The following is a 21,859-nucleotide window of genomic DNA, read 5'->3' on the forward strand; positions in this document are numbered from 1 at the left end:
GTGTGATTCACGTATCCCTTAGCGGTTAATCTTGATCATGCATCTTCCCTGTACAATCTCCATTAGGACACACTGCGCAGGAGAGGCCTGCGCAGTTGACGCCATGAATCAGCAGAAGCACATCATCTTCACGCCCGAACCAATCCGGAGAGGGACTTAGCCGCATTTTTCAAACGCATCAGCAGCCATGGGATATCTTTACCGAGCATCAAATACAGACAGGGCACTAACAACAGCGAAATAGCGGTGGCGGCTAGAATCCCGTAACCGAGGGAGATCGCCATGGGGATCATAAAGCGCGCCTGCACCGAGGTTTCAAAAATCATCGGCATCAAGCCGCAGAATGTGGTCACCGTAGTCAACACGATCGGGCGGAAGCGGCGTGCCGCCGCGCGCTTAATTGCCGTCTCCAGATCAACCCCCTCGCTGCGCAGCCGATTGCTGTATTCAATCATTACCAGAGTGTCATTGATCACCACCCCCGCGAGCGCCACCATACCCAGCAGGCTTACCATACTGAGGCCGTAACCCATGCCCAAATGACCGAGTAAAGCGCCAATTACCCCAAAAGGAATGGCGATCATTACAATAAGCGGCTGAATATAACTTTTCAGCGGAATTGCCAAAAGCAGGTACAGCACGGCCATCGCCAGCAGGAAAGTGAGCCCCAGCGAGGCGAGCCCTTCCCGCTCATCCGCCTGGCGGCCCTCATAGGAAATCGCGAGGCCGGGAAACTCTGCCTGCAACTGCGGCATCACGCTGTTATCCAGGGCATTAATCACCAAGGCCGCCTGGTCGCTGGGCTCCACATTGGCGGTAACCGTAGTTACCCTACGCCCTTCGCGGCGATTAATCTTGGCATAGGCACGCCCTTGATCTATCTCGACAAGATCAAGAAGTGGCAACCACAGACCATTATTCGCGCGGATCATAATATTGTGTACATCGTCCAAGGTGATCCGCTCGCTCTCCGGCAAACGCACCATCACCTTGACCTGATCTCGACCGCGCTGTTGACGCAGTGCCTCGGCCCCATAAAGAGCGGCGCGCAACTGGCGACCGATTTCTTCGGCCGAAACGCCCAAACTCTTGGCCGTTTCTGTCAGGGTCAGGTCCAGCTGAGTTTTACCCAGCGAGATACCCGCATCGATGTCGCTCACATTGGGGAATTGCTCTAGCTCACTGGCCAGACGCAATGCGGCCCCCTCCAGAATATCAGTATCTGTGTGGCGTAGCTCTACGGTAAGGGAAGAGCCGGCACCGGGTCCGCCGCGATCAGAGGCGGTGATGGCACTGAGCGAGCCCGCGATCGGCCCCACTTCCCGGCGCCACTGGCGCACAAACTCCCCGGTTGAGAAGGGGCGCTGATCCGCTGCAACAAAATAGGTGTCCACCTGAACCGCATCATCCCCGATCAAACCTCGACTTCCGAGAAAAACCTGATCGCGGTCATACTGCTCGAGCACTTTATCGGCGGCCTCGATAATCTGCGCCCTCGCCTTCTCCAACTGAAACTGGGCGGTGCCAGTGGGAAAGGTCACGGCAAAACGGCCGGAATCCCGCTCCACTCTCGGCATCAGGGTAAAGCCCATACGACCACTGGCCGCGTAGCCTCCAACCACCAGCAAAATGGCAATAGCCACGGCAATGGTGCTATAGCGGTGCGCCACACACCGATTCAGAAACGGCCGGAAACGCCGCTGTACAAAGCGGTCCAGCCCTCGCGCCAACAGTTTCTGCCGTGCGGCAAAACGCCGGGCCCGCGGGCTCTTATAGTGACGGCGGGAGTGGGCTAAATGCGCCGGCAGAATAAACAGCGCCTCCACCCAGGAAATAATAAATACCGAGCCCACCACAAAGGGAATAACCCCAAAAATTTTGCCCATAAATCCGGGTAACGCCATCAGGGGAATAAAGGCGACGATATTGGTGAGGATGGCAAAAGTGAGTGGTACCGCCACCTGGCGCGCACCGGCGATGGCAGCCTCCAGGTTGCTATAGCCCTTCTGGCGCCACTCATGGATATTCTCCCCGGCGATAATCGCATCATCCACCACGATACCCAGGGCGATGATAAAGGCGAACATACTCACCATACTGATCGAGACGTCCAGCCCGGGCAGGAACAACAGCGACCCGAGGAAACTAGTGGGAATACCCAGCGTGACCCAAAACGCCAGGCGCAGCTCCAAAAAGGCACCGAGCACGACAAACACCAATAGAAGGCCGATAAAACCGTTTTTCAGCAGCAGGGAGAGGCGCTCTTTAAAGATCTCGGAATCGTCATCGCGAATGGTCAAAGTCACCCCCGGCGGCAGGTTTTCCCTGACATCCTCGATCACCTCCCGCGCCGCTTCGCTGACACTCATCGGTGTTTGATCGCCCACGCGATACACTTTGATACTGACCGCGGGCTCACCGTTAAACACCATATTGCGCGCCTCGTCTTCGAGGGCATCGCTGACATTGGCCATATCGCGCAAATAGACTGGGCCTCCACCGCTGCCGCGGGTGACCACCACATCGCCAAACTCCCGCGCCCAATCACGCCGCTCGGTGACCCGTACCAGAATCTCGCCTGCATCGGACTTCACACTGCCGGAGGGAATATCCACCGCGGCATTCTTTACCGTGGCAGCCACCTCGGCCAGGGTGAGGCCGTAGCGCCGCAGGTCATCGCGGCGAATCTCAATCGCCACTTCCAGGTTGCGCATACCGCGCGTCTCCAGCTGGGTGATGCCCCTGTGGGCCTCCAGCTTGTCGTATACCTGCATCGCCAGGGCGCGCAGACTGCGGTCATCCAGATCACCGTGCAGGACAAGATCCAGCACATCGCGCTTACGCTCGGCCAGGCTTACCTGGGGGCGTTCGATATCGCCGGGAAAGGTTGAGACCGAATCGATAGCCTGTTGGATGTTCTGATAAACCAAGTTGGCGTCCGCATCGCCCTCCAGCTCCAAGATTAAAGAGGCACTGCCCTCATTGGCAGCGCCGCGCATCTCCTTAATTCCCACAATGCCCTGTACCGCCTGCTCAGCGGCCACCAGCACGCCCCGCTCCACCTCCTCCGGACTGGCGCCGGGATAGGAGATAGAAACCGACACCATATCCAGGCTGAACTCGGGAAAGACCTCTTTTTTGACCACCAGAGAAAAGGCCAGGCCACCGACAATCAAAACAAGCATCAGCAAATTTGCGGTGACATGGTTGCGCGCCATCCAGGCAATGGCGCCGCGGCGAGTGTCTATGCCGGCCTCATTTCTATTGCGCTCAGTCATTGGCGCCTCCGGCTTTCCGCCCCTGGGGACCGAGCTCCGAAGTCTTGGGTACTGAGGCGGCGGCCTCCGCGGGCAGACCCTCGCCCCGCGGGGCATCCGCAGCAACCCGCACCGGCATACCATCGGTGACCGTGATCAGGCGGGTAGTTACCAGGGCCTCACCACCGCTGAGGCCACTCTCAAGTACAGCGAAGTTGTCACTGATATAAGCGACAGCAACAGGCAGGATATTTGTACGGTTGTCCCGCACTACCCAGACCAGATTGCCATCCTGCAAAGCGGTCAGGGGGATACGCACCAGCGCCTCCTCGCTTCGAGAGACAATGTCCACCCGAGCAAGGTCGTTGAGTAAGAGCTGCGGCTGGGAGGGATTCAATACCGACAGGGGGTCATCCAGCTCGACCAAAACCCGCGCGAGGCGCCCCTGCTCCTCCAGGACCGGAATCACCCGAACAAACTCTCCCTCGCGATAGATGCCGGCAGGCCACTGGCTTCCATAAATACGCACCTCTGTATCACCACTGGTTAAGCGGTGTAGCTGCGAAGCGGGCACTTCAACAGCAATCTGGAAGCGGCTGGCACTGGCCAGGCTGTAAAGCGTATTGCCCGGAGAGACGCGATCACCCACATCCACATTCCGCTCCACTACCAAGGCGTCGAACGGAGCGCGCAATTCGGTGAGACGGAGATTGCGCTGCGCCAGTGCCACCTCGACCTCTGCCGCCTGCACGGCGGCCTCAGCTGCGGCCTGCTGCGGCTCTCTCAGTACCAATGCGCGGTCCGCATCACCGAGCGTGCTACCGAGCAGCGCGTACTCCTCTTGTGCCACCTGCTGCTGTCCTCTTTCCTGCTGCAGCTCCGCACGGCGCCCGGCCAGGGTGCTCTGCGCGGATTTCAGGGCCAGTTGATAGGGCTCAGTGTCTATGCGCAGCAAGATTTGCCCCTCGGGCAACACCGCTCCCGGTCCCAGGTCGTAGTCGAGCCACTCCACCTGCCCATCCACTAAAGACTGTAACTCCGCCAATTCGCGCGCGGTCACCTTCCCCAGTGCGCTCAGGGTAACCGGGAAGCTGCCCTGCTCGGCCACGGCGATGTCCACCGTCGGCGGTGGGGCTTTGCGCTCCCCGCGAGTGACCCTAGGCTTCTCCTGCATCATCCAGCTGGCCAGTACAAATGCTGATAACAGCAGGCCAACCGGTATCAACAGGCGCGGTTTGAACTTCTTTAACATCAGCTATTTCCCTCCAGGTACAGCTCCAGATCTACAGGCCCCGGCGCGGGCAGGTCTTCCTGGGGCAATCCCCCGGAGAGTGCGCGATATAGGGTGACTCGGTTTTGCAATCGCTGACGCTCGGCGGACAACACTTCCCGCGCCAGGCTCTGCTGTTCAATGGTTGCCGTGAGCAGATTGAGAAAATCGACAGCACCGCGGATATAGGCCCGGTTGCGCCGCTCCACGATCAGAGCAGACAACCGCTCGCGCTCGCGCAAGTGTGCCAGTTCCTGGGACAAAGCACGCTCGCGAATCAGGGCCTGCTCAACCTCTGACAGCGCCTGATTTACCGTTTCCCGATACTGCGCCCAGCCCTCCTGTAACACCGCATCCTGTTGCTCTCGTGCCGAAACCAGTGCGCCGCCATCGAAGATGACCCCTTCGATAGAGGCGGCAATCGCCAGTAACCAGTTCTCGGTAATGTCACTGATCAGGCTCGTGCCATTGCTGGCCACGGCGGAGAGGCTCAACGTCGGCAAGCGGTTCGCCCAGGACTGATCGGCGAGGTGATAATCTTGCAACAGCTTGCGCTGCGCTTCGCGCACATCCGGGCGCCGGAGTAGTAACTGGGAGGGAATCCCTGTATCGGGCAGGGCTGGTAACAGAGGCAGGTTCGCCTCCCTGTGGATATAACTGTGCAATTGAGAGGGGGTAATACCGAGCAAAGTCGCCAGCTGCACTTCGAGCACATCAATATTGGCACCGGCTTGCTCTAGCTCCTGTTCAGAGCGCTGTATGAGCTGACGCTGCTGCAGTACATCGGCGGCATCACTGACGCCTCGCCCAAAGCGCAACTCCAGCACTTGCAGGGACTGGCGATTGGTTTCCAGTTGTTGTAGCAGCAGGTCGCGCTGCCCCCACTGTTCGCGCAACTCCAACCAGTTGGACGATACCTCCGCGGCGAGGCTTAAAGAGGCTGTTTGTAAATTTTGTTCCTGGGCCAGGAAACCCGCTTCGGCGGCACTGGCACCAGCGCGCACCCGCCCCCACAGATCAACCTCGTAACTGGCGGCGATACGGGTGCTCCAGCTGTTGCCCTCGTTCGAGGGGGCGGTGAATTCACCGGAAGAGTAGCGCTGCTCGGTATTTTCAATCCGCGCGGTCAACCTCGGCCATAGGCCGGAGCGGGCCCCACGCGCTGCGGCGGCCGCCTGGCGCAGGCGCCAGTAACTGGCCTGCAGATTCGGGTTGTCCCCCAGGGCCAGCGCCACCAGCTGGTCGAGCTGAGGATCTTCAAACCCGCGCCACCAGCGCACCTCGGCCACCACGCTGCCACTATCACTAAACGCCACTGGCAGCGGCAAAATATTTTGCGGCGGAACAGCTTCGGGAGGTGCTGTTGTACAGCTGGCCAACAGCGGAACACAAATTGCCAAAACACGGGGAAAGCGCAAGAAAAATCACCGTAAATGAATTTAAATCTAGAAAAAACAGGGAATTATTGCGTGCATTATCCGCTCGTCAAAATACCTCGCAATGCGTTTTACCCTTGTTTACACAGTGACTTTAAACTCAGCTTAAATTTTGCCGCCTGCGGGAGTGCCCCGGCGCGGCGACTTAGGTATGATGCGCCACAATAACTGAATGGTCACCGGGATTTGTCGCGGGGCTCTTGCCGAGGCCCCTGTCAAAATCCAGCAGGTTTTGCCGGACTGGCGGCGGGCCCCGGTGCCGATTAATAACGGAAGTAGAAGAGACAAGCCATGAGTAAACATCAGCCACTCGCCCACTGGGACGATATCCTGCTGCTGGATCAGCAATTGACCGACGAAGAGCGTATGGTGCGCGACGCCGCGCGCGAATACTGCCAGAACAAGCTGATGCCGAGGGTTTTGGAGGCCAACCGCCACGAAATTTTCGACCGCGAAATCATGCGAGAGATGGGTGAGCTGGGCCTGCTGGGCTCCACCATCGAAGGCTATGGCTGTGCCGGTCTCAACTATGTTTCCTACGGCCTGGTAGCACGGGAAGTCGAGCGCGTAGACTCCGGTTACCGCTCCGCCATGAGTGTGCAGTCCAGCCTGGTCATGCACCCCATCTACGCCTACGGCAGCGAAGAACAGAAACAGAAATACCTGCCGAAACTCGCCAGCGGTGAGTGGGTCGGCTGCTTCGGCCTGACCGAGCCCGATGCAGGTTCCGATCCCGGCGGCATGAAGACTCGCGCTAAAAAAGTGGACGGCGGCTACCGTATCAGCGGCGCCAAGATGTGGATCACCAACAGCCCCATCGCCGACGTCTTTGTGGTTTGGGCGAAGGATGACGAAGATATCATCCGCGGTTTTGTGCTTGAGAAAGGCATGGAAGGACTATCCGCCCCGAAGATCGAGGGCAAGTTCTCCCTGCGCGCCTCCATCACCGGCGAGATCGTGATGGACAATGTCTTCGTTCCCGAAGAAAACAAATTCCCTGAAGTCGGCGGCCTGCGCGGTCCCTTCGGCTGCCTAAACCGCGCCCGCTACGGTATCTCCTGGGGTGCCATGGGTGCCGGTGAGTTCTGCTGGCACGCGGCCCGCCAGTACGGCCTGGACCGCAAGCAGTTCAACCGCCCGCTGGCCCAGACCCAGCTCTTCCAGAAAAAACTGGCCGACATGCAAACTGAGATCACCCTGGGCTTGCAGGCGTCCCTGCGCGTTGGTCGCATCATGGACGAGAACAAGCAGTTCGACCCCACCATGATCTCTCTGGTGAAGCGCAATAACTGTGGAAAAGCCCTGGATATTGCACGTATTTCCCGCGATATGCACGGCGGTAACGGCATCTCCGACGAATTCCATGTGATTCGCCACGTGATGAACCTGGAAGCCGTAAACACCTACGAAGGCACCCACGACGTGCATGCCCTGATCCTGGGCCGCGCTCAGACCGGCCTGCAGGCGTTCGTTTAAGGTCCACTGAGGCGCACCGGCAACCAGCGGGTGCGCCCCTCTCCATTGATTCCCGAGTATCCGATTTGGAAATGTCGTAATCCGTCCGGTTAGACGGCTTGTCTCTTAACCTGCAGCGTCGATCGCTCCCTCCCCTTGCCAAATCAGTAATGCTATTCTCCCCGCTTTTCCAACCTGTGGATGTTAAGACGATATGGATGAGCTGCTGCACTGGTTCGACCTGATCGGCATAGCGGTTTTTGCCTTCAGTGGTGTACTGGCCGCGGGGCACAAGCAAATGGATCTATTCGGCGCCGTGGTACTCGCCTGTGCCACCTCCACTGGAGGGGGGACCATTCGGGACATCATCCTCAACATCCCTGTATTCTGGCTGCAAGACACCTACTATTTGTGGATCGCGGTAATCACCGGTGTGGTCAGTTTTTACCTGATACGCTATTTACAGGTACCTATGCGCCTGTTGATGGTGGCAGATGCCATCGGTCTCGCGGTTTTTGTGGTAATCGGTACACAAAAAGGGCTGGAATTGGGTTTTTCTCCCACTATCGCCATCGTTATGGGCATGATGACCGGCACCTTCGGTGGAGTAATACGCGATGTGCTATCTGGCGATATTCCCCTACTACTGCGGCGCGAGATCTACGCCACCGCAGCCCTCAGCGGGGCCGCCGTTTTGGTTGCTTTGGATGCCAGTGGCAAGTTGCCGGGAGATTTAGTCATCGCCATAGCCGTATTGGTCACCCTATCGATCCGTCTGGCCGCTCTGCGATGGAACCTCTCCGCACCCATCGCTCGATTCGGTAATCATTGATCGGGTCCAGGCCCAACTCAAAAACACCTGAACCTTTTTCTGCTTACAGGTTCTGCTCATAGGAATTCTTTTAGTGCGAAATTTCCGCCCACTGACCGCCTCAATCATTTTTCTCAGCCTGCTGATCGGCGCCTGTGAACGGTCTGAGCCGGAGGCAGGCTCACCAGAGACAAAAGCGCCAAAAAGCCACACCCGCCTGGTTTCCAGGTCCTGCTGGTTTAAAACCGACGACAGCTGGCCCGCCACCCAGTGTTTTATGATGGAAGTGCCGGAGGATTACGCTCACCCCACCCGGCGGAAAATTCGCTTCCCAGTTATTCGCTTTCGCGCCAACAACCCAGCCCCGAACAAGACGCCTCTGTTGCACCTCGGAGCCGGTGGGCCCGGAGCCAGCATGGGCCTCGAACCAGAAAATGCCAGCGACTGGCTGTGGCTAAATTACGCGGCTATGACTGTTGAGGATGGCCGCGATCTGATCGTGATAGACCCCCGCGGCACAGGCATGGCGCGACCGCGTCTCACCTGCAGCGAATTTATTGACGACGCGCAAACCGCCTTTCAGCGCAAACTCTCCCCAGAAGAGGAATCCAGGGTATTCGCTTTCAGTATGGAGCGCTGCTACAGCCGCCTGAGCAAGGACGCGGATATGGCCCAGTACAATAGCTCGGTCATCGCCCGCGATGTGGATGAACTGCGCAAACGGTTGAAGATCGACAAACTCGACCTCTACGGCGTTTCCTACTCCTCCCGCTACGCCCTCACCTATGCGCGGGATTACCCCGACTCGGTGCGTGCCCTGGTGCTCAACAGCGCCGTATTCCCGAATATTGCCTACACCCAGCAGCTGGCCCAGGACTCTTTAGCGGCCTATGAGCGCGGCCTGAAACATTGCATCGAGGACAAAAAGTGCAACAGCCGCTACCCGGATTTGCGTCGCCGCCTGGAAAACCTAGTGCAGACCCTCGATGAAAAACCGCGCACTGTTTCCATCAAGCACCGCTATTCAAACCAGCCCTATCCCTTTGTCCTCACCGGCCAGCGCCTGCTGCGCGTGCTATTCCAGGCACTGTATAACGAGAACTTTTACAGTGAGCTGCCGAAATTAATCGAGGGGCTGGAAAATACTGGCGATGAAGGCCTGGAACCCGCACAGAAGTCCATCGGCCACTTTATGGAAATAGTGCTCGACCCCTACTTTGGCGACGCCGCCGGCGTCAGCCATTTCTGCTATGAGGAGGCCCCTTTTGTCGACTTCGACCAGGCCCGCGCAAGTGCTGCAAGCACCGGTATCCTCGGTGGCGCTGTGCGCTCAGATCTCAACTTATTACAGCTACAGTGTCGCATCTGGGCAATTCCCGCCGCGCCACTGCTGGAATCCCAGCCAATTGCCACTCCGGCCCCGGTGATGGTGCTCCACGGCGGGCTCGACCCGGTCCTGTCCGCAGACGATGTGGATTCCGCCCGCAAAGCACTACCCAATCATCAGTGGCTGCTATTTCCGCAATTGGCCCACGATATTATTTCCGCCAGCAGCTGCGCAGAAAAAGCGGCCGCGCGTTTTCTCGACAACCCTAAAAGCGACCAGACAGAACCCACTAAACTTTGTCGCCAGCAGGAGCTGGCCGATCAGGTGAAGGAAGAGCAAGAGACGCCGCCCCAAAGCGACGATACGCAGGCCCCTTCCGTGGGGATACCAGCCGCAGAAAGTAGTCCCTAGAACATCGCCGGCAATGGAACAGCAAAGGGATAAAAATGGAGAGAAATCACAGTAGCGCGCTTATTGAAGCGGAAGACCTGCAAGCACTGATCACAGCCAAGGCCCCGGTAATCCTGGATTGCCGCTACGACCTTGCCGATAAAGAGAGCGGTGCCCAGGCCTATGCCACCGGACATATTCCCGGCGCCCACTACGCGAGCTTGCACCGGGACCTATCCGCCCCAACACAGCAGTTTGGCGGGCGCCACCCTATGCCGCCCAGCGCTCAGTTCCAACAATATGCCCGCAAGCTCGGGATCCATCGCGACACCCCGGTGATTGTCTACGACGACAATCGCCTGGGTTTTGCCGCACGCGCTTGGTTTCTGTTTTTTTTCTTTGGCCACCCCCAAGTGCAGGTTCTAAATGGCGGACTGCAAGCTTGGCTCGAGGCCGGCTTGCCACTGGACACCACTGCGCCAGCACCGACGGAAAAAGGTGATTTCACGGCCAAGCCGAAGGACAATCTCCTAGTCCACTACGAAACACTCAAAACCTCACTGGGCACTGCGCCCTGGCAATTGGTGGACGCCCGCGATGAAGATCGCTTTGCGGGCAAACGCGAACCTATAGATCCTATTGCCGGACATATTCCCAGTGCCATCAATCAGCCCTGGCGGCAAATAACCGACGAGAGGGGTAAAGTGAAATCGCCGGCCACGCTCGGCGCGTTATGGAACACCCTCGCCGGTGAGCGCCCCATTCTGAATTACTGTGGCTCCGGCGTAACCGCTTGCGTGAATTTCTTTGCCCAGTATCTGGCTGGCCGCCAGGATTCCAAGCTTTACCCCGGTAGCTGGAGCGATTGGTGTGCTCACCAGCGGAGTGGAAAGTGAACCAGACATTTAAGATTCGCACGGCTTGATCCACACCGTTCGATCGCCACCGATGGAATCGAAAGGGACTTCAGAAAGGATTTTGACAGGTAAAATTCTGAGGGTGAGGAAGGCGGAATCCATTCACCGCCCTCCTAGCGCCGCTCAGGTAGGCATCATTATTATTTATGTATGGGGTTGCGCAGGATCGGGCAAACAGCCTCTTTATTTTTTGCCATGTACTGTTGGTGGTATTCCTCGGCGTAATAGAATGGTTGATCCATGCTGATTTCCGTGGTGATCTTACCCTGCTGTTTATCATCCAGAGCCGCCTGTATAGCCTCCTTGCTGGCCTCCGCCTCTTTCAGCTGCCCTTCATGGGTGCAGAAAATACAGGAGCGATATTGGGAACCAACATCATTGCCCTGGCGCATACCCTGGGTAGGATCGTGCATATCCCAAAATGTCTTCAATAGCTCCACATAGCTTACCCGCTTGGGGTCAAAGACCACCTTAACCACTTCGGCGTGCCCAGTGCGGCCGCTACACACCTCATCGTAATTTGGATTTTCCGTAGCGCCATCGGTGTAGCCCACCGCCGTAGCGTAAACACCATCGACCTCCCAAAACAGTCGCTCCGCCCCCCAGAAGCATCCCATGCCAAATATCGCGGTCTCCATGCCCTCGGGGAATGGTTCCTGAATAGGGTTCCCATTGACATAATGAACGCCAGTAATTTCCATCGGCTGTGGTCGGCCGGGCAAAATCTGATCCGCATCCGGAATCTGAAATTTGTCGTATTGCATACTGTTATCTCAAGTGCTGAATTTTTCTTCAATCAGGATAGCCACAAGCCGCGAATACGCCCAGAGTAGAGGGGGCCCGATTCGGCTTATGGTAACCCGACGATCCAACGGGTCGGAGAGATATTTAAGCCCCAGACCCAATCTTGGCAAGTGTAAAACTTAAGGAGCCGCCATTGGCACGTTTAATTCTTCTGCTGCTTATCGTAATCGCCGCCTGGTACGTCTGGCAAAAAATCAAATCGAGTTCAGCGGGAAACAAGCGCAAGCAAATTTTCTTTATTACCATAATGATCGCTGCGGTGGTCGTAGTACTCCTGGCAGTCAGCGGGCGACTGCACTGGGTTGGCGCTGCGGTGCTGCTGATCCTGCCGGTACTGGGCCGCCTACTGAACCAACTGACACGCCTGATGCCCTGGTTAGCGCCATTTTTTGAACGGCATGCACGCAATCGGCAATATCAGGACCAGCAGCAACAAGAGGAGCCCCACCGGGAGCAGGAACAACCCGAGTCAGAACAAAAGACCACCCAAGCCGACCAGGGTCCGCCCCTGAGTGAATACGAGGCGCGGCGGATCTTGGGAGTCAGCCCTGGCGCCGGACGCGACGAAATTGTCGGTGCTCATCGCAAACTGATTCAGAAGCTGCACCCAGATCGTGGCGGCAACGATTATCTGGCTTCGCGAGTAAACGCCGCCAAAGAGCTGCTGCTGCGCACCTTGTGATCAACGCTCTCCTTGATCACGGCATGCCTATCTCGACTCCGTTTTATTCGGGCACCCGGCAGAGAAGATGGACATAACGCGCCAGCTGGCGATAGGGGTCCTCTTGTGAGTACTCCAACTCTTTTTGCACGATTGCCGCAGCCGGCAACTTCTCGCGAATACTCGGCGTCATAAAATCATGAAAACAGCGAATGCCGCTGTGACAGGTCACTTCAAATCCGGCCTGCTGCAGCCATTCGTTCACCCACTCCAACAGCAGTGGATTTTGCGGGGTAAGACTGCCCGAGTGGCCGCCCCAATAATTCTCACCGATATTGCGTTCCAACTGTCGAAAGCTGCCGCGCTGCAACAGTCGAAACTCCAGCGCGCGCCGATTGTAGAAGGTCAGCGACAAGTGGCCACCCGGCTTAAGCAGACTGCGCAGCTGCTGCAGGGCCTGCTGCGGTTCCTCCAGCCACTCCAATACTGCATGACAAATCACCAGGTCTGTATCCCGCAGCGCCTCCATCTGCGCCAACCCCTGCAGGGGCTCGTGTAAAAGCGTGATTTGCTTGTGCAGATGCCGCGCCTCAATTTCCGCTGCGGCGTGTTCCAACATCTGTGCCGATATATCGGCCAGGTACACCCGGTGCCCCGCGGCCGCCAGATCCATGGCAAAGTGTCCCTGGCCACCACCGGCGTCCACAACCTTTAGTGTGCGCGAGGCCTGACTGACGATCGTAGCGAGATCCCGGTTCAAGACGGCCAGGCGTATGTCCCCCTTGAGACCGCCGTAAATACGATTGCGAAAGCGGTGTGCCAAATCATCAAAATTTCTATCGCGGTACCGTGTATCACTCATGGGCGCTTCTACCTACAGCCACTTCGTCACAGCGGCACCAATTTTCTTCAATTGTTTCTCGCAACGCCAACGGCCTATCCATTACCGGAGCCCTGCCCTCGCCATCCACTAGGGGGGCAAATTCACGATTGTCATACCACTGATTGCGCCAAAGAAAGTGGCGGCCCAATTCCGCCACTTCTCCCGAAAATGCCATGGTCAGATTTTTTGCGGGATGTAGGTTTTCCCATCCCCGTACTCCGGCAAGCTCATTAAAGAGCGCCAGAATTTCACGGTTTTTCACTAAACTTCTTCCTCTGCTGGCGTTCCAAACCGCCCTCTCGCGCCGCCAAAATGGAGTTGAGCGCGCGCGACATAAACTCACGCCGATACAGCACACAAACCACGAAGACGTAACCGACAATAAACAGCAACGGGTGAATAAACCAACCCAATACCGACATGGAAAAGTAGTAGGAGCGCAGGCCGTAGTTATAACTGTGCCCGGCGTGATCGATCACTTTGGCGGTACTGATGGCGAAACGACGGCGCTCGGTCTCCGAGAGCTCGCCCGCTTCGGGTGGCGGCGCGGCCCCAATCAACACATTGGCAAAGGAGTACTGACGCAGCGACCAGGTGAAATTGAAAAAGGCGAAAATATAAATCAGGATCAGCAACATCACTTTGAGCTCAAACTGCTCAACCGTGGTGGGCTCGGCAAACGGCAAACTGGTCAGCACCTCGATGGCAGCCTTGTTCGCCGTCAGGGCTGTCACCAGGCCAGCCAGGATAAGGATACTGGTAGAGGCAAAAAAACCGATCACCCGCTCCAGGTTACTCAGAATCGCCGTATCCGCCATGCGCATATCGCGATCGAGCATGCGCAGCATCCACTCCACCCGATACCATTGCAGAGAAGAAGTAAGGCACCAGGTTTCCTTAGCTTTTTTTCGCGCAAATACGGTGTAACCCACCCATGTAATAAAAAAGCCAGTGACGCTGGCGATATCCAACCAGGACAACCTCTATCTCCCTGTTCGTCTACATTTATGCCGGGGCTTCGGCAGGTGAAGTCTTCGCCTTGCTGACATCCTTGTCAACACTGTCTTTCCGGTGTGCGCAAGCGGTAGAATAGCGCCCTTTCGCCGGCTGCACTGTCTGGCCAGAAAATTACCTATAACTCCCGGGAGCTGTCTTTTGAACAACTCACATCCAGCGTTTGAGCTGGTTACCAGCGCAGAAATCGATTCCCTCGGCGTGCGCGTCGAGGAATACCGCCACACCACCACCGGTGCTCAACACCTGCACATTGCCGCCGACAATCCGGAAAATGTTTTCCTGGTGGCACTGCGCACTGTGCCCCACGATTCCACCGGCGTGGCACATATTCTCGAGCACACCGCGCTGTGCGGCAGTGATAAATATCCGGTGCGCGACCCTTTCTTCATGATGATTCGGCGCTCACTCAACACCTTTATGAACGCCTTCACCAGTTCAGACTGGACCGCTTACCCTTTCGCCAGCCAGAACCGCAAGGACTTTAACAACCTTCTTGATGTGTATCTGGACGCGGTATTTTTCGCAACTCTAGACCCACTGGATTTTGCCCAGGAAGGGCACCGCCTGGAATTTTCTGAAACGGAAAACGCCGACAGCGAACTGGTTTACAAGGGCGTGGTATTTAACGAGATGAAGGGCGCGATGAGCTCGGTCAGCTCACAGTTATGGCACACCCTGAGTAAATACCTCTTCCCCACCACGACCTACCACTACAATTCAGGTGGCGAGCCCGCGGATATTCCCAAGCTTAGCTATGAAGAGTTGGTGGCTTTCTACCGCAGCCACTATCACCCGAGCAACGCCATCTTTATGACCTTCGGCGATATCCCCGCTGCCGAGCACCAAGCCGCTTTTGAAGAAAAAGCGCTGCATAAATTTGAGAAGCTGAACAAGACGATCGAAGTCGGCCGCGAAGACCGCTACCAGTCCCCGCTTAAAGTGGAAGAGCACTACCCCCTGAGCGGCGAAGCCCTGGAAGCCAAAGCCCACATTGTATTGAGCTGGCTACTGGGTGATGTCACCGATCTCGAAGAGGCCCTCACCGCGCACCTGCTCGCCGGTGTACTGCTGGATAACAGTGCCTCCCCATTGATGAAGCTTCTGGAAACCACCGACCTGGGCACCTCCCCTTCTCCTCTGGTGGGGCTGGACGATTCACAGCGCGAACTGGTATTTGTCTGTGGTATCGAAGGCAGTGAGCGCGAACGCGCCGACGAACTGGAAAAACAGGTCCTCGCCGTACTGGAAGACGTTGCCGAAAAAGGCATCCCCTACGAACAGGTAGCGGCCAGCCTACATCAATTAGAGCTACAACAGCGTGAGATCGGCGGCGATGGTTTCCCCTACGGCCTACAGTTGATTCTCACCGCGCTTACTGGTGCTACCCACCGCGGCGATGCGGTTGGCCTGTTGAATATTGATGCCACCCTCGAGAAACTCCGCGAGCAGATCAAGGACCCGATGTTTATCGCCGACAAAGCGCGCGAACTGCTGCTGGAAAACCAGCACCGGGTGCGCCTGGTAATGAGCCCGGACGACAAACTGGCAGGTCGCCGTGAGCAAGCGGAAAAAGACCAGTTGGCACAAATCAAGGAACGCCTTAGCGAGCGGGAACAAGCGCAGATTATTGAAACCGCCAAAGCCCTGGCAGACCGTCAGAACCGCGAAGACGACGCCTCCATCCTGCCCAAAGTGGGCGTGGAAGATATCCCTGCGGAAATGCCCGACGCCGAGGGTGAGGCGATCACTCTCGGTGAACAAAAACTTACCCGCTACAGCGCCGGTACCAATGGCCTGGTTTACCAGCAAATGGTCTGCGCCCTACCGGAGTTCACCGAAGAGGAAAAGGCCCTGGTGCCCTATTACTGCCAGGTGCTCAGTGAGGTTGGTCTCGCAGACAAAGATTACCTGGACGTGCAGCAGTGGCAGACCCGTGTCGCCGGTGCCTTGCACGGCTTTACCAGCAGCCGTACAGCTATCAATGATCTGGACCACCTGTCCGGCCACTTTATCCTATCGGGGAAAGCGCTTTCGCGTAACCAGGGCGAGCTTACCGAGCTGATGCAGGCCACCATGGCGCAAGTGCGTTTCGACGAACACGCACGTATCAAAGAGCTGCTGCAGCAGACCCTGGCCCGCCGCGAGCAGGGGGTTGTCGGCAACGGCCATGCCCTGGCGATGGCGGCGGCAAGTGCCGGCTATAACCGCGCGGCCTGGGAGAGCCACGCCAGCGGCGGCCTTCTCGGCCTGCGCAACCTGAGAGCACTGGTCTTGGGTCTGGATGAAAAAGACGGCCTGCAAAAACTCTCCGCACACTTCCAAGCTATCCACCAGAAAATCCTCGCTGCCCCGCGCCAGTTCCTACTGATTGGCGAAGAGGACAAACTGGGCGATTTCAGCCAGGCCCTGTCGCCACTGATTTCCACCCCCAGTGCTGCCGCAGCCAACCCGAACGCGCCCTTTGAGCGCAAACAGGTTCAGGAGCTCTGGGTAGCCAACAGCCAGGTCAACTTCTGCTCCAAGGCCTACGCCACGGTACCCATGTCCCATCCGGATGCCGCGCCCCTCTCCGTATTGAGTGGCTTCCTGCGCAACGGCTTCCTGCATCGCACCATCCGCGAGCAAGGCGGCGCCTACGGCGGAGGTGCCGGGCACGACAGTAATATCGGGGTATTCCGCTTCTACTCCTACCGTGACCCACGCATGGGCGAAACCCTGGCAGACTTCGATGCCTCTGTGCAGTGGCTGGCCGATGGCAATCACAAAGAGGAGCAGGTGGAAGAAGCTATTCTCGGCGTGGTTGGTGGCTTGGATAAACCCGGCTCCCCCGCCGGTGAGGCCAAGAAGAATTTCCACTCCAGTCTGTACGGGCGCAGCCACGCCGTGCGCCAGCAGTTCCGCAAGCAAGTGACCGAAGTGACTTTGCAGGATCTGCAACGCGTTGGCACCACTTACCTGGCGCCGAGTAAGGCCAGTACGGCCATCGTCACCGGCCCCCAGGGCAGTGACGCGGCCGCAAAACTCAATCTACAGGAAGAAAAGTTGTAATTGAGCCCAGCACCCTCCAGTTGGATTTCCAGCCGGAGGGGTGCCCCGTTTTACCGGCATTCCACCCAAAAGCACTCGCCAGGGTGGGTTGCACCGGTTAAATGCCGTTATCCTCTAGCGAAGTTCCGATGAGCAAACAAGACAATATTTACGCGAACCCACTGGGCCAGGTAGCCGGTTTTGAATTCGACCGCCACGTGGTGCAAGTTTTCCCGGACATGATCAAGCGCTCGGTACCCGGCTATACCACCATCGTGGCTATGATCGGCACCCTGGCAGAGCGTTACGCCCAAGCGGGCAGCCGCTGCTATGACCTGGGCAGCTCCCTGTGCGCAGCCACACTCGCCATGCGCCACCGTATCCCTGCAGCGGATTGTGAAATCTTCGCCGTGGATAATTCCCAGGCGATGATCGAGCAAGCGCGCACAGTTCTCGCCGCCGACAGTGGCGAAGTCCCGGTTCAGCTCATTTGTGACAACCTACAAAACGTAGCGATCGAAAATGCCTCTGTCGTGGTGCTGAACTTTACCCTGCAGTTTATTCCCGTTGAGGAGCGTGAAGAAATCTTGCGCAAGATCCACCAGGGCCTTCGCCCCGGCGGTATTTTGATCATTTCTGAAAAGGTGGATTTCGCCGATAGGGCCCACAATGAACTAATGATTGAGCTGCATCACTCCTTCAAAGCCGCCAATGGCTACAGCGCCCTGGAAATTGCACAAAAGCGCTCTGCCTTGGAAAACGTGCTGATCCCTGAAACTCTCGACACCCATCGCTCACGCCTGAAAGGTGTTGGTTTTACCAGTGTGGATGTTTGGTTCCAGTGTTTTAACTTTGCCTCCCTGATCGCGATCAAGGGCAGCCCCGACAAGTAAGTACCCCGTGATTGACTACACCCAACTCTACCAAGGCCTGCAACACATCCCGGAGCTACGCAGCTGGCTGGCTCAACTGCCTCAGCAGGTGGCCGAGAACCTGAGCCCACACCGCTGGGGCGACCTACCCGACTGGCGTGCGGCGGTTGAAGCCTTACCGGATATTACGCCCTCCGCAATTGAGCTCGCCAATAGCGTGCGTATCGGCAACCCCAGTGATGCAACAGCCGAACAGCTGCTGCAACTGGAGCGGGAACTGAGAAAACTGCACCCCTGGCGGAAAGGCCCCTGGGAAATTTTCGGCCTGCCCATCGATACTGAATGGCGCTCAGACTGGAAATGGGATCGGGTGCTACCGCACTTGACCCCCCTGCAAAACAGGCTGGTACTGGACGTGGGGTGTGGCAACGGTTATCACTGCTGGCGCTCGCTTGGCGCCGGCGCGCGGCGGGTGATCGGCATAGACCCTTCAGCAAAATTTGTTGCGCAGTTTTACGCGTTGAAAAAATACCTCGGCGAGGACCAACCGGTGGACCTGTTACCACTCGGTATTGAGGCCCTGCCGCCCAACCTGCGCACCTTCGACACCACCTTTTCTATGGGCGTGCTCTACCACCGCCGCTCCCCGATGGATCACCTGCGCGAACTGCGCGACACTCTGCGTCCCGGCGGCCAGCTGGTACTGGAAACCCTGGTGATTGATGGTGAGCTGGGAGATTGTCTGGTGCCCGAGGGCCGCTACGCAAAAATGCGCAATGTGTGGTTCTTCCCCAGCTGTGCCACCCTGGAGAGCTGGTTGCGTAAATGCGGTTTCCGCAACCCCAGGACGGTAGACTTGAACACCACCACCTTGGAGGAGCAGCGCCGCACCGACTGGATGCATTTTGAATCCCTGGCAGATTTCCTCGATCCGCAATCGCCAGACAAAACGGTGGAAGGTCACCCCGCGCCCAAACGCGCCGTTTTGGTCGCGGAAGCGCCGTAGCTTGTATCACTGCCAGAGCCTGAGAACTCATAAATTCCGCAAAAGCCATTACAAATAGAATTTTGTACGGAATAGCCGCTGCCATCTTGATTGTTGCGTCTTGTGAGGCAAAGTGCGCCCCCAAATGGTGCAACTATATCCTTTAGGGAGGGCCGCAATTACGTGCGGGCCCAGCGCAGAGAAATTTTATGAGTATTAGCGTATTTGAGCTGTTCAAAATTGGTGTTGGCCCCTCGAGCTCCCACACAGTGGGTCCTATGGTTGCCGCCCGCCAGTTTGTACAGGATCTGCGCTCGCGCGGCCAGCTCGCCAAAACCGACCGCGTCCAGGTACACCTCTACGGTTCACTGGCCCTCACAGGCGTCGGCCACGGTACTGATATGGCTGTACTTATGGGACTTCAGGGCCTATCCCCCGATACGATCGACGTCGATAGCATCGAGGAAAGAATGGAGGCCATCCACCGGGAGCAAGCCCTGCCCCTCAATGGGGACCATAAAATTCAGTTTGTGCGCGATGGCGATCTGCTCTTCCACATGGAGGAGTTTCTTCCCCAGCACTCGAATGGCATGACCTGCCAAGCATATTCCGGCGAAGAGCTGCTTTTTGAGCGCAGCTACTTCTCTATCGGCGGCGGTTTTGTTCTCTCGGAGGAAGACTTCGCCCACAAAGAGGAGATCGCCACCCTGCTGCCCTACGACTTCAACAATGCCGAACAATTGATGGATGTCTGCGAACGCCACGGCTGGACCATCGCCAAACTGGCCATGGAAAACGAAAAAGCCTTTCGCAGCGAACAGGAAGTTAAAGACCGCTTATGGAATATCTGGAAAGTCATGGATGCTTCCATCGAGCGGGGCTGCCAACAAAATGGCATTCTGCCTGGCGGTCTGAAGGTTCGCCGCCGCGCAGCTGAGCTCTATCGGGAGCTGAGCAAACAAACTACCGAAGAGCGTAATCGCGGCCTCGCCATTCTCGACTGGGTAAGCCTTTTCGCCCTCGCGGTAAACGAAGAAAATGCCGCGCGCGGACGCATCGTCACCGCCCCCACCAATGGCGCCGCCGGAGTGATCCCCGCCGTCATCGCCTATTACGTAGAGTTTGTACACGATCCGGAAATACACGGTGAACTCAAAGATCAGGTGGTGAAGTTTCTGCTTACCGCCGGCGCTATCGGCATGTTATTCAAGAAAAACGCCTCCATTTCCGCTGCCGAAGTGGGCTGCCAGGGCGAGATTGGTGTCGCCTGCTCTATGGCCTCCGCCGGCCTGGCCGCCGTGGAAGGCGGCAGTAACCAACAGATCGAAAATGCTGCAGAGATCGGTATGGAGCACAATCTGGGACTCACCTGCGACCCCATTGGCGGGCTAGTGCAGGTTCCCTGCATCGAGCGCAACACCATGGGCGCAGTCAAAGCCATCAACGGCGCACGCCTGGCCCTGCGCGGCGACGGCGCCCATATCGTACCGCTGGATAGCGTGATCGAAACCATGCGTCAGACCGGTATCGATATGCAGAGCAAATATAAGGAAACCTCCCTCGGCGGACTCGCGGTGAACGCCGTCAACTGCTGATTATTTTTATTTCCGGGGCTGGATCTACTCCCAGTTAACTTACCTATTCGTCTATTATTGTGGAACTTTGCTTGCATCGAACCTTTTAATACTCACATCTGGCCAAATTTCAGCAATCCACACTGACTCAATATTGCACTTCCTGCTCCTATTAAGAAAGGAGTAGCAAGTAATTCAAAAGCGCGCGTCTTATTACACATCGACCATGTCATTGAAAGCTTATTATTTATTAGTTGCTTTTTATAGTTACTGTAAAGGTGGAGCTTTTATACTACTGATAAGATGAGGCTATCAAACTGTGGACAGAAAAATAAAACTCTGCTCACTCACCCGATGAAAATTATAACTTAGTGTCAATAGTTTACTCAGGCTCCAATTATTCCCTATGGCTTTTTCAACGTGACGTCAGCCTCATTTTTAACTAGCAAAGCTGCCACCATCAAGATCCTCTTTCCAAAACTGAGACCTCCTCCAACAAGCGCTTAGTGAAAGTTAAAATGAAGGAAGGTCTTTCCAACGTGCGCCAGAGCGTATAATCCACTAGATACCCTCAACACAAAATAGGTCATCAATAGGTTTCGATCCGTATCTTCCAGATTTGAGCTTGGAAATACAAGGATCAATCAATTTCCGCTGCCAGCCATTTAATTCTTACTTAAATCTACTCATGCTTACTGGCCTTTGCATTCCATGAGAGTGTAAGGAAAGCCGATTTCAAGTCGTGTAACCGCTTCTGGTGCAAGCGGGGTGCTCCACAGGTCATACCCGCAGAACACCCGCCACAGTAGAATTATGGGCATGCATCCAAAGCTTCTTGTAGGCTACTCCCACCCCACACTTCATCACTTATACAAGATGCCCGACCACCCTCACTATCCCCCACGCCACAAGGATACAATATAACTTGCTCTCTAAATGGTGTTTTGTAACCTGTACGATAGCTCCCACTCGCAATACAGCTATAATATTCATAACCTACAGGGATAAGCTTTTCGCTAGTTGCGTAATATGTATTCTCCAGCGCTGACTGAGGCAGTGAAAATACGGCAGAAGAGATTAGACTTAATAAGCAAATAAATAAAATATTTTTCATTCCAATTCCTTGAAAAGGTGAATCCAATGTAATACCCCGCCTTACCCCCAGCCGTGCCA

17 protein-coding genes are annotated in these 21,859 nt (G+C 56.6%); 9 read left to right on the plus strand and 8 right to left on the minus strand.

Going from position 1 to position 21,859, the window contains the following annotated elements; all coding sequences use genetic code 11:
• Nucleotides 1-128: 128 nt before the first annotated feature.
• From ACCI51_RS15875 to ACCI51_RS15885, 3 genes are read right to left on the minus strand one after another with little or no spacing between them, the layout of a single operon-like run.
• Complete coding sequence (locus tag ACCI51_RS15875; RefSeq protein WP_299587965.1) at nt 129-3,278, minus strand: efflux RND transporter permease subunit; 3,150 nt, start codon at nt 3,276-3,278, stop codon at nt 129-131.
• A complete protein-coding gene (locus tag ACCI51_RS15880; RefSeq protein ID WP_371844447.1) occupies nt 3,271-4,509 on the minus strand; it encodes an efflux RND transporter periplasmic adaptor subunit in 1,239 nt (412 codons plus the stop codon). The genes ACCI51_RS15875 and ACCI51_RS15880 overlap by 8 nt, the downstream gene beginning before the upstream one ends.
• Entirely contained in the window at nt 4,509-5,945 is a 1,437-nt protein-coding gene (locus ACCI51_RS15885; RefSeq protein WP_371844448.1) for an efflux transporter outer membrane subunit, read from the minus strand. Before ACCI51_RS15885 ends, ACCI51_RS15880 begins: the two co-directional genes overlap by 1 nt.
• Nucleotides 5,946-6,254: 309 nt before the next feature.
• On the opposite strand from ACCI51_RS15885, the gene ACCI51_RS15890 reads away from it, so the two are divergent.
• The 4 genes from ACCI51_RS15890 to ACCI51_RS15905 all read left to right on the plus strand — a co-directional run bounded on the left by ACCI51_RS15890 (nt 6,255) and on the right by ACCI51_RS15905 (nt 10,842).
• Complete coding sequence (locus ACCI51_RS15890) at nt 6,255-7,439, plus strand: acyl-CoA dehydrogenase (protein ID WP_299587957.1); 1,185 nt, start codon at nt 6,255-6,257, stop codon at nt 7,437-7,439.
• Nucleotides 7,440-7,632: 193 nt separating this feature from the next.
• The gene (locus ACCI51_RS15895) at nt 7,633-8,250 is read left to right on the plus strand and encodes a trimeric intracellular cation channel family protein (protein ID WP_299587954.1); all 618 of its coding nucleotides are present in this window, start codon (nt 7,633-7,635) and stop codon (nt 8,248-8,250) included.
• Nucleotides 8,251-8,323: 73 nt separating this feature from the next.
• Complete coding sequence (locus tag ACCI51_RS15900; RefSeq protein WP_299587951.1) at nt 8,324-9,967, plus strand: alpha/beta hydrolase; 1,644 nt, start codon at nt 8,324-8,326, stop codon at nt 9,965-9,967.
• 35 nt (nt 9,968-10,002) lie between these two features.
• Complete coding sequence (locus tag ACCI51_RS15905) at nt 10,003-10,842, plus strand: sulfurtransferase (protein WP_299587948.1); 840 nt, start codon at nt 10,003-10,005, stop codon at nt 10,840-10,842.
• A gap of 161 nt (nt 10,843-11,003) precedes the next feature.
• On the opposite strand, the gene msrA is transcribed toward ACCI51_RS15905, so the two are convergent.
• The gene (gene msrA, locus ACCI51_RS15910) at nt 11,004-11,627 is read right to left on the minus strand and encodes a peptide-methionine (S)-S-oxide reductase MsrA (protein WP_299587946.1); all 624 of its coding nucleotides are present in this window, start codon (nt 11,625-11,627) and stop codon (nt 11,004-11,006) included.
• Between the two features lie 173 nt (nt 11,628-11,800).
• Between msrA and ACCI51_RS15915 the strand changes: the two genes are divergently transcribed.
• Complete coding sequence (locus tag ACCI51_RS15915) at nt 11,801-12,349, plus strand: J domain-containing protein (RefSeq protein ID WP_299587943.1); 549 nt, start codon at nt 11,801-11,803, stop codon at nt 12,347-12,349.
• A 43-nt stretch (nt 12,350-12,392) separates the two neighbouring features.
• Here ACCI51_RS15915 and ACCI51_RS15920 read toward each other — a convergent pair whose 3' ends face one another.
• The 3 genes from ACCI51_RS15920 to ACCI51_RS15930 are packed head-to-tail and all read right to left on the minus strand — an operon-like array spanning nt 12,393 to nt 14,191.
• Nucleotides 12,393-13,190: a methyltransferase gene (locus ACCI51_RS15920; RefSeq protein WP_299587941.1), complete on the minus strand. Its 798-nt coding sequence runs from the start codon at nt 13,188-13,190 to the stop codon at nt 12,393-12,395.
• Nucleotides 13,183-13,473, minus strand: a complete 291-nt coding sequence (locus ACCI51_RS15925; RefSeq protein WP_299587939.1) for a nucleoside triphosphate pyrophosphohydrolase family protein — start codon at nt 13,471-13,473, stop codon at nt 13,183-13,185. Before ACCI51_RS15925 ends, ACCI51_RS15920 begins: the two co-directional genes overlap by 8 nt.
• Entirely contained in the window at nt 13,460-14,191 is a 732-nt protein-coding gene (locus tag ACCI51_RS15930) for a DUF599 domain-containing protein (protein WP_299587937.1), read from the minus strand. Before ACCI51_RS15930 ends, ACCI51_RS15925 begins: the two co-directional genes overlap by 14 nt.
• Before the next feature lie 175 nt (nt 14,192-14,366).
• Between ACCI51_RS15930 and ACCI51_RS15935 the strand changes: the two genes are divergently transcribed.
• The 4 genes from ACCI51_RS15935 (at nt 14,367) to ACCI51_RS15950 (ending at nt 20,707) form a co-directional block, all read left to right on the plus strand.
• On the plus strand, nt 14,367-17,276 hold the full coding sequence (locus tag ACCI51_RS15935; protein ID WP_371844451.1) for an insulinase family protein: 2,910 nt from the start codon (nt 14,367-14,369) through the stop codon (nt 17,274-17,276).
• Between the two features lie 128 nt (nt 17,277-17,404).
• Complete coding sequence (cmoA, locus tag ACCI51_RS15940) at nt 17,405-18,148, plus strand: carboxy-S-adenosyl-L-methionine synthase CmoA (protein ID WP_371844452.1); 744 nt, start codon at nt 17,405-17,407, stop codon at nt 18,146-18,148.
• 7 nt (nt 18,149-18,155) lie between these two features.
• Nucleotides 18,156-19,133 carry a tRNA 5-methoxyuridine(34)/uridine 5-oxyacetic acid(34) synthase CmoB gene (gene cmoB / locus ACCI51_RS15945; RefSeq protein WP_371844453.1) on the plus strand — a complete coding sequence of 326 codons (978 nt, stop codon included), beginning with the start codon at nt 18,156-18,158 and terminating at the stop codon, nt 19,131-19,133.
• Between the two features lie 188 nt (nt 19,134-19,321).
• The gene (locus ACCI51_RS15950; protein WP_299587925.1) at nt 19,322-20,707 is read left to right on the plus strand and encodes an L-serine ammonia-lyase; all 1,386 of its coding nucleotides are present in this window, start codon (nt 19,322-19,324) and stop codon (nt 20,705-20,707) included.
• 790 nt (nt 20,708-21,497) lie between these two features.
• Here ACCI51_RS15950 and ACCI51_RS15955 read toward each other — a convergent pair.
• Nucleotides 21,498-21,800 (minus strand): hypothetical protein, encoded by a 303-nt coding sequence (locus ACCI51_RS15955; RefSeq protein WP_371844454.1) that lies wholly within the window; start codon nt 21,798-21,800, stop codon nt 21,498-21,500.
• Nucleotides 21,801-21,859 lie beyond the last annotated feature (59 nt).

The sequence above is a fragment of the Microbulbifer echini genome (assembly GCF_041447225.1).
Lineage (GTDB): Bacteria > Pseudomonadota > Gammaproteobacteria > Pseudomonadales > Cellvibrionaceae > Microbulbifer > Microbulbifer echini.

Excerpts from the sequence above, each read along its gene's own strand:
- ACCI51_RS15875 (WP_299587965.1), bottom strand. The coding sequence starts at position 3,278 with ATGACTGAGCGCAATAGAAATGAGGCCGGCATAGACACTCGCCGCGGC.
- ACCI51_RS15880 (WP_371844447.1), bottom strand. The coding sequence starts at position 4,509 with ATGTTAAAGAAGTTCAAACCGCGCCTGTTGATACCGGTTGGCCTGCTG.
- ACCI51_RS15890 (WP_299587957.1), top strand. The coding sequence starts at position 6,255 with ATGAGTAAACATCAGCCACTCGCCCACTGGGACGATATCCTGCTGCTG.
- ACCI51_RS15895 (WP_299587954.1), top strand. The coding sequence starts at position 7,633 with ATGGATGAGCTGCTGCACTGGTTCGACCTGATCGGCATAGCGGTTTTT.
- ACCI51_RS15905 (WP_299587948.1), top strand. The coding sequence starts at position 10,003 with ATGGAGAGAAATCACAGTAGCGCGCTTATTGAAGCGGAAGACCTGCAA.
- msrA (WP_299587946.1), bottom strand. The coding sequence starts at position 11,627 with ATGCAATACGACAAATTTCAGATTCCGGATGCGGATCAGATTTTGCCC.
- ACCI51_RS15920 (WP_299587941.1), bottom strand. The coding sequence starts at position 13,190 with ATGAGTGATACACGGTACCGCGATAGAAATTTTGATGATTTGGCACAC.
- cmoA (WP_371844452.1), top strand. The coding sequence starts at position 17,405 with ATGAGCAAACAAGACAATATTTACGCGAACCCACTGGGCCAGGTAGCC.
- ACCI51_RS15950 (WP_299587925.1), top strand. The coding sequence starts at position 19,322 with ATGAGTATTAGCGTATTTGAGCTGTTCAAAATTGGTGTTGGCCCCTCG.
- ACCI51_RS15955 (WP_371844454.1), bottom strand. The coding sequence starts at position 21,800 with ATGAAAAATATTTTATTTATTTGCTTATTAAGTCTAATCTCTTCTGCC.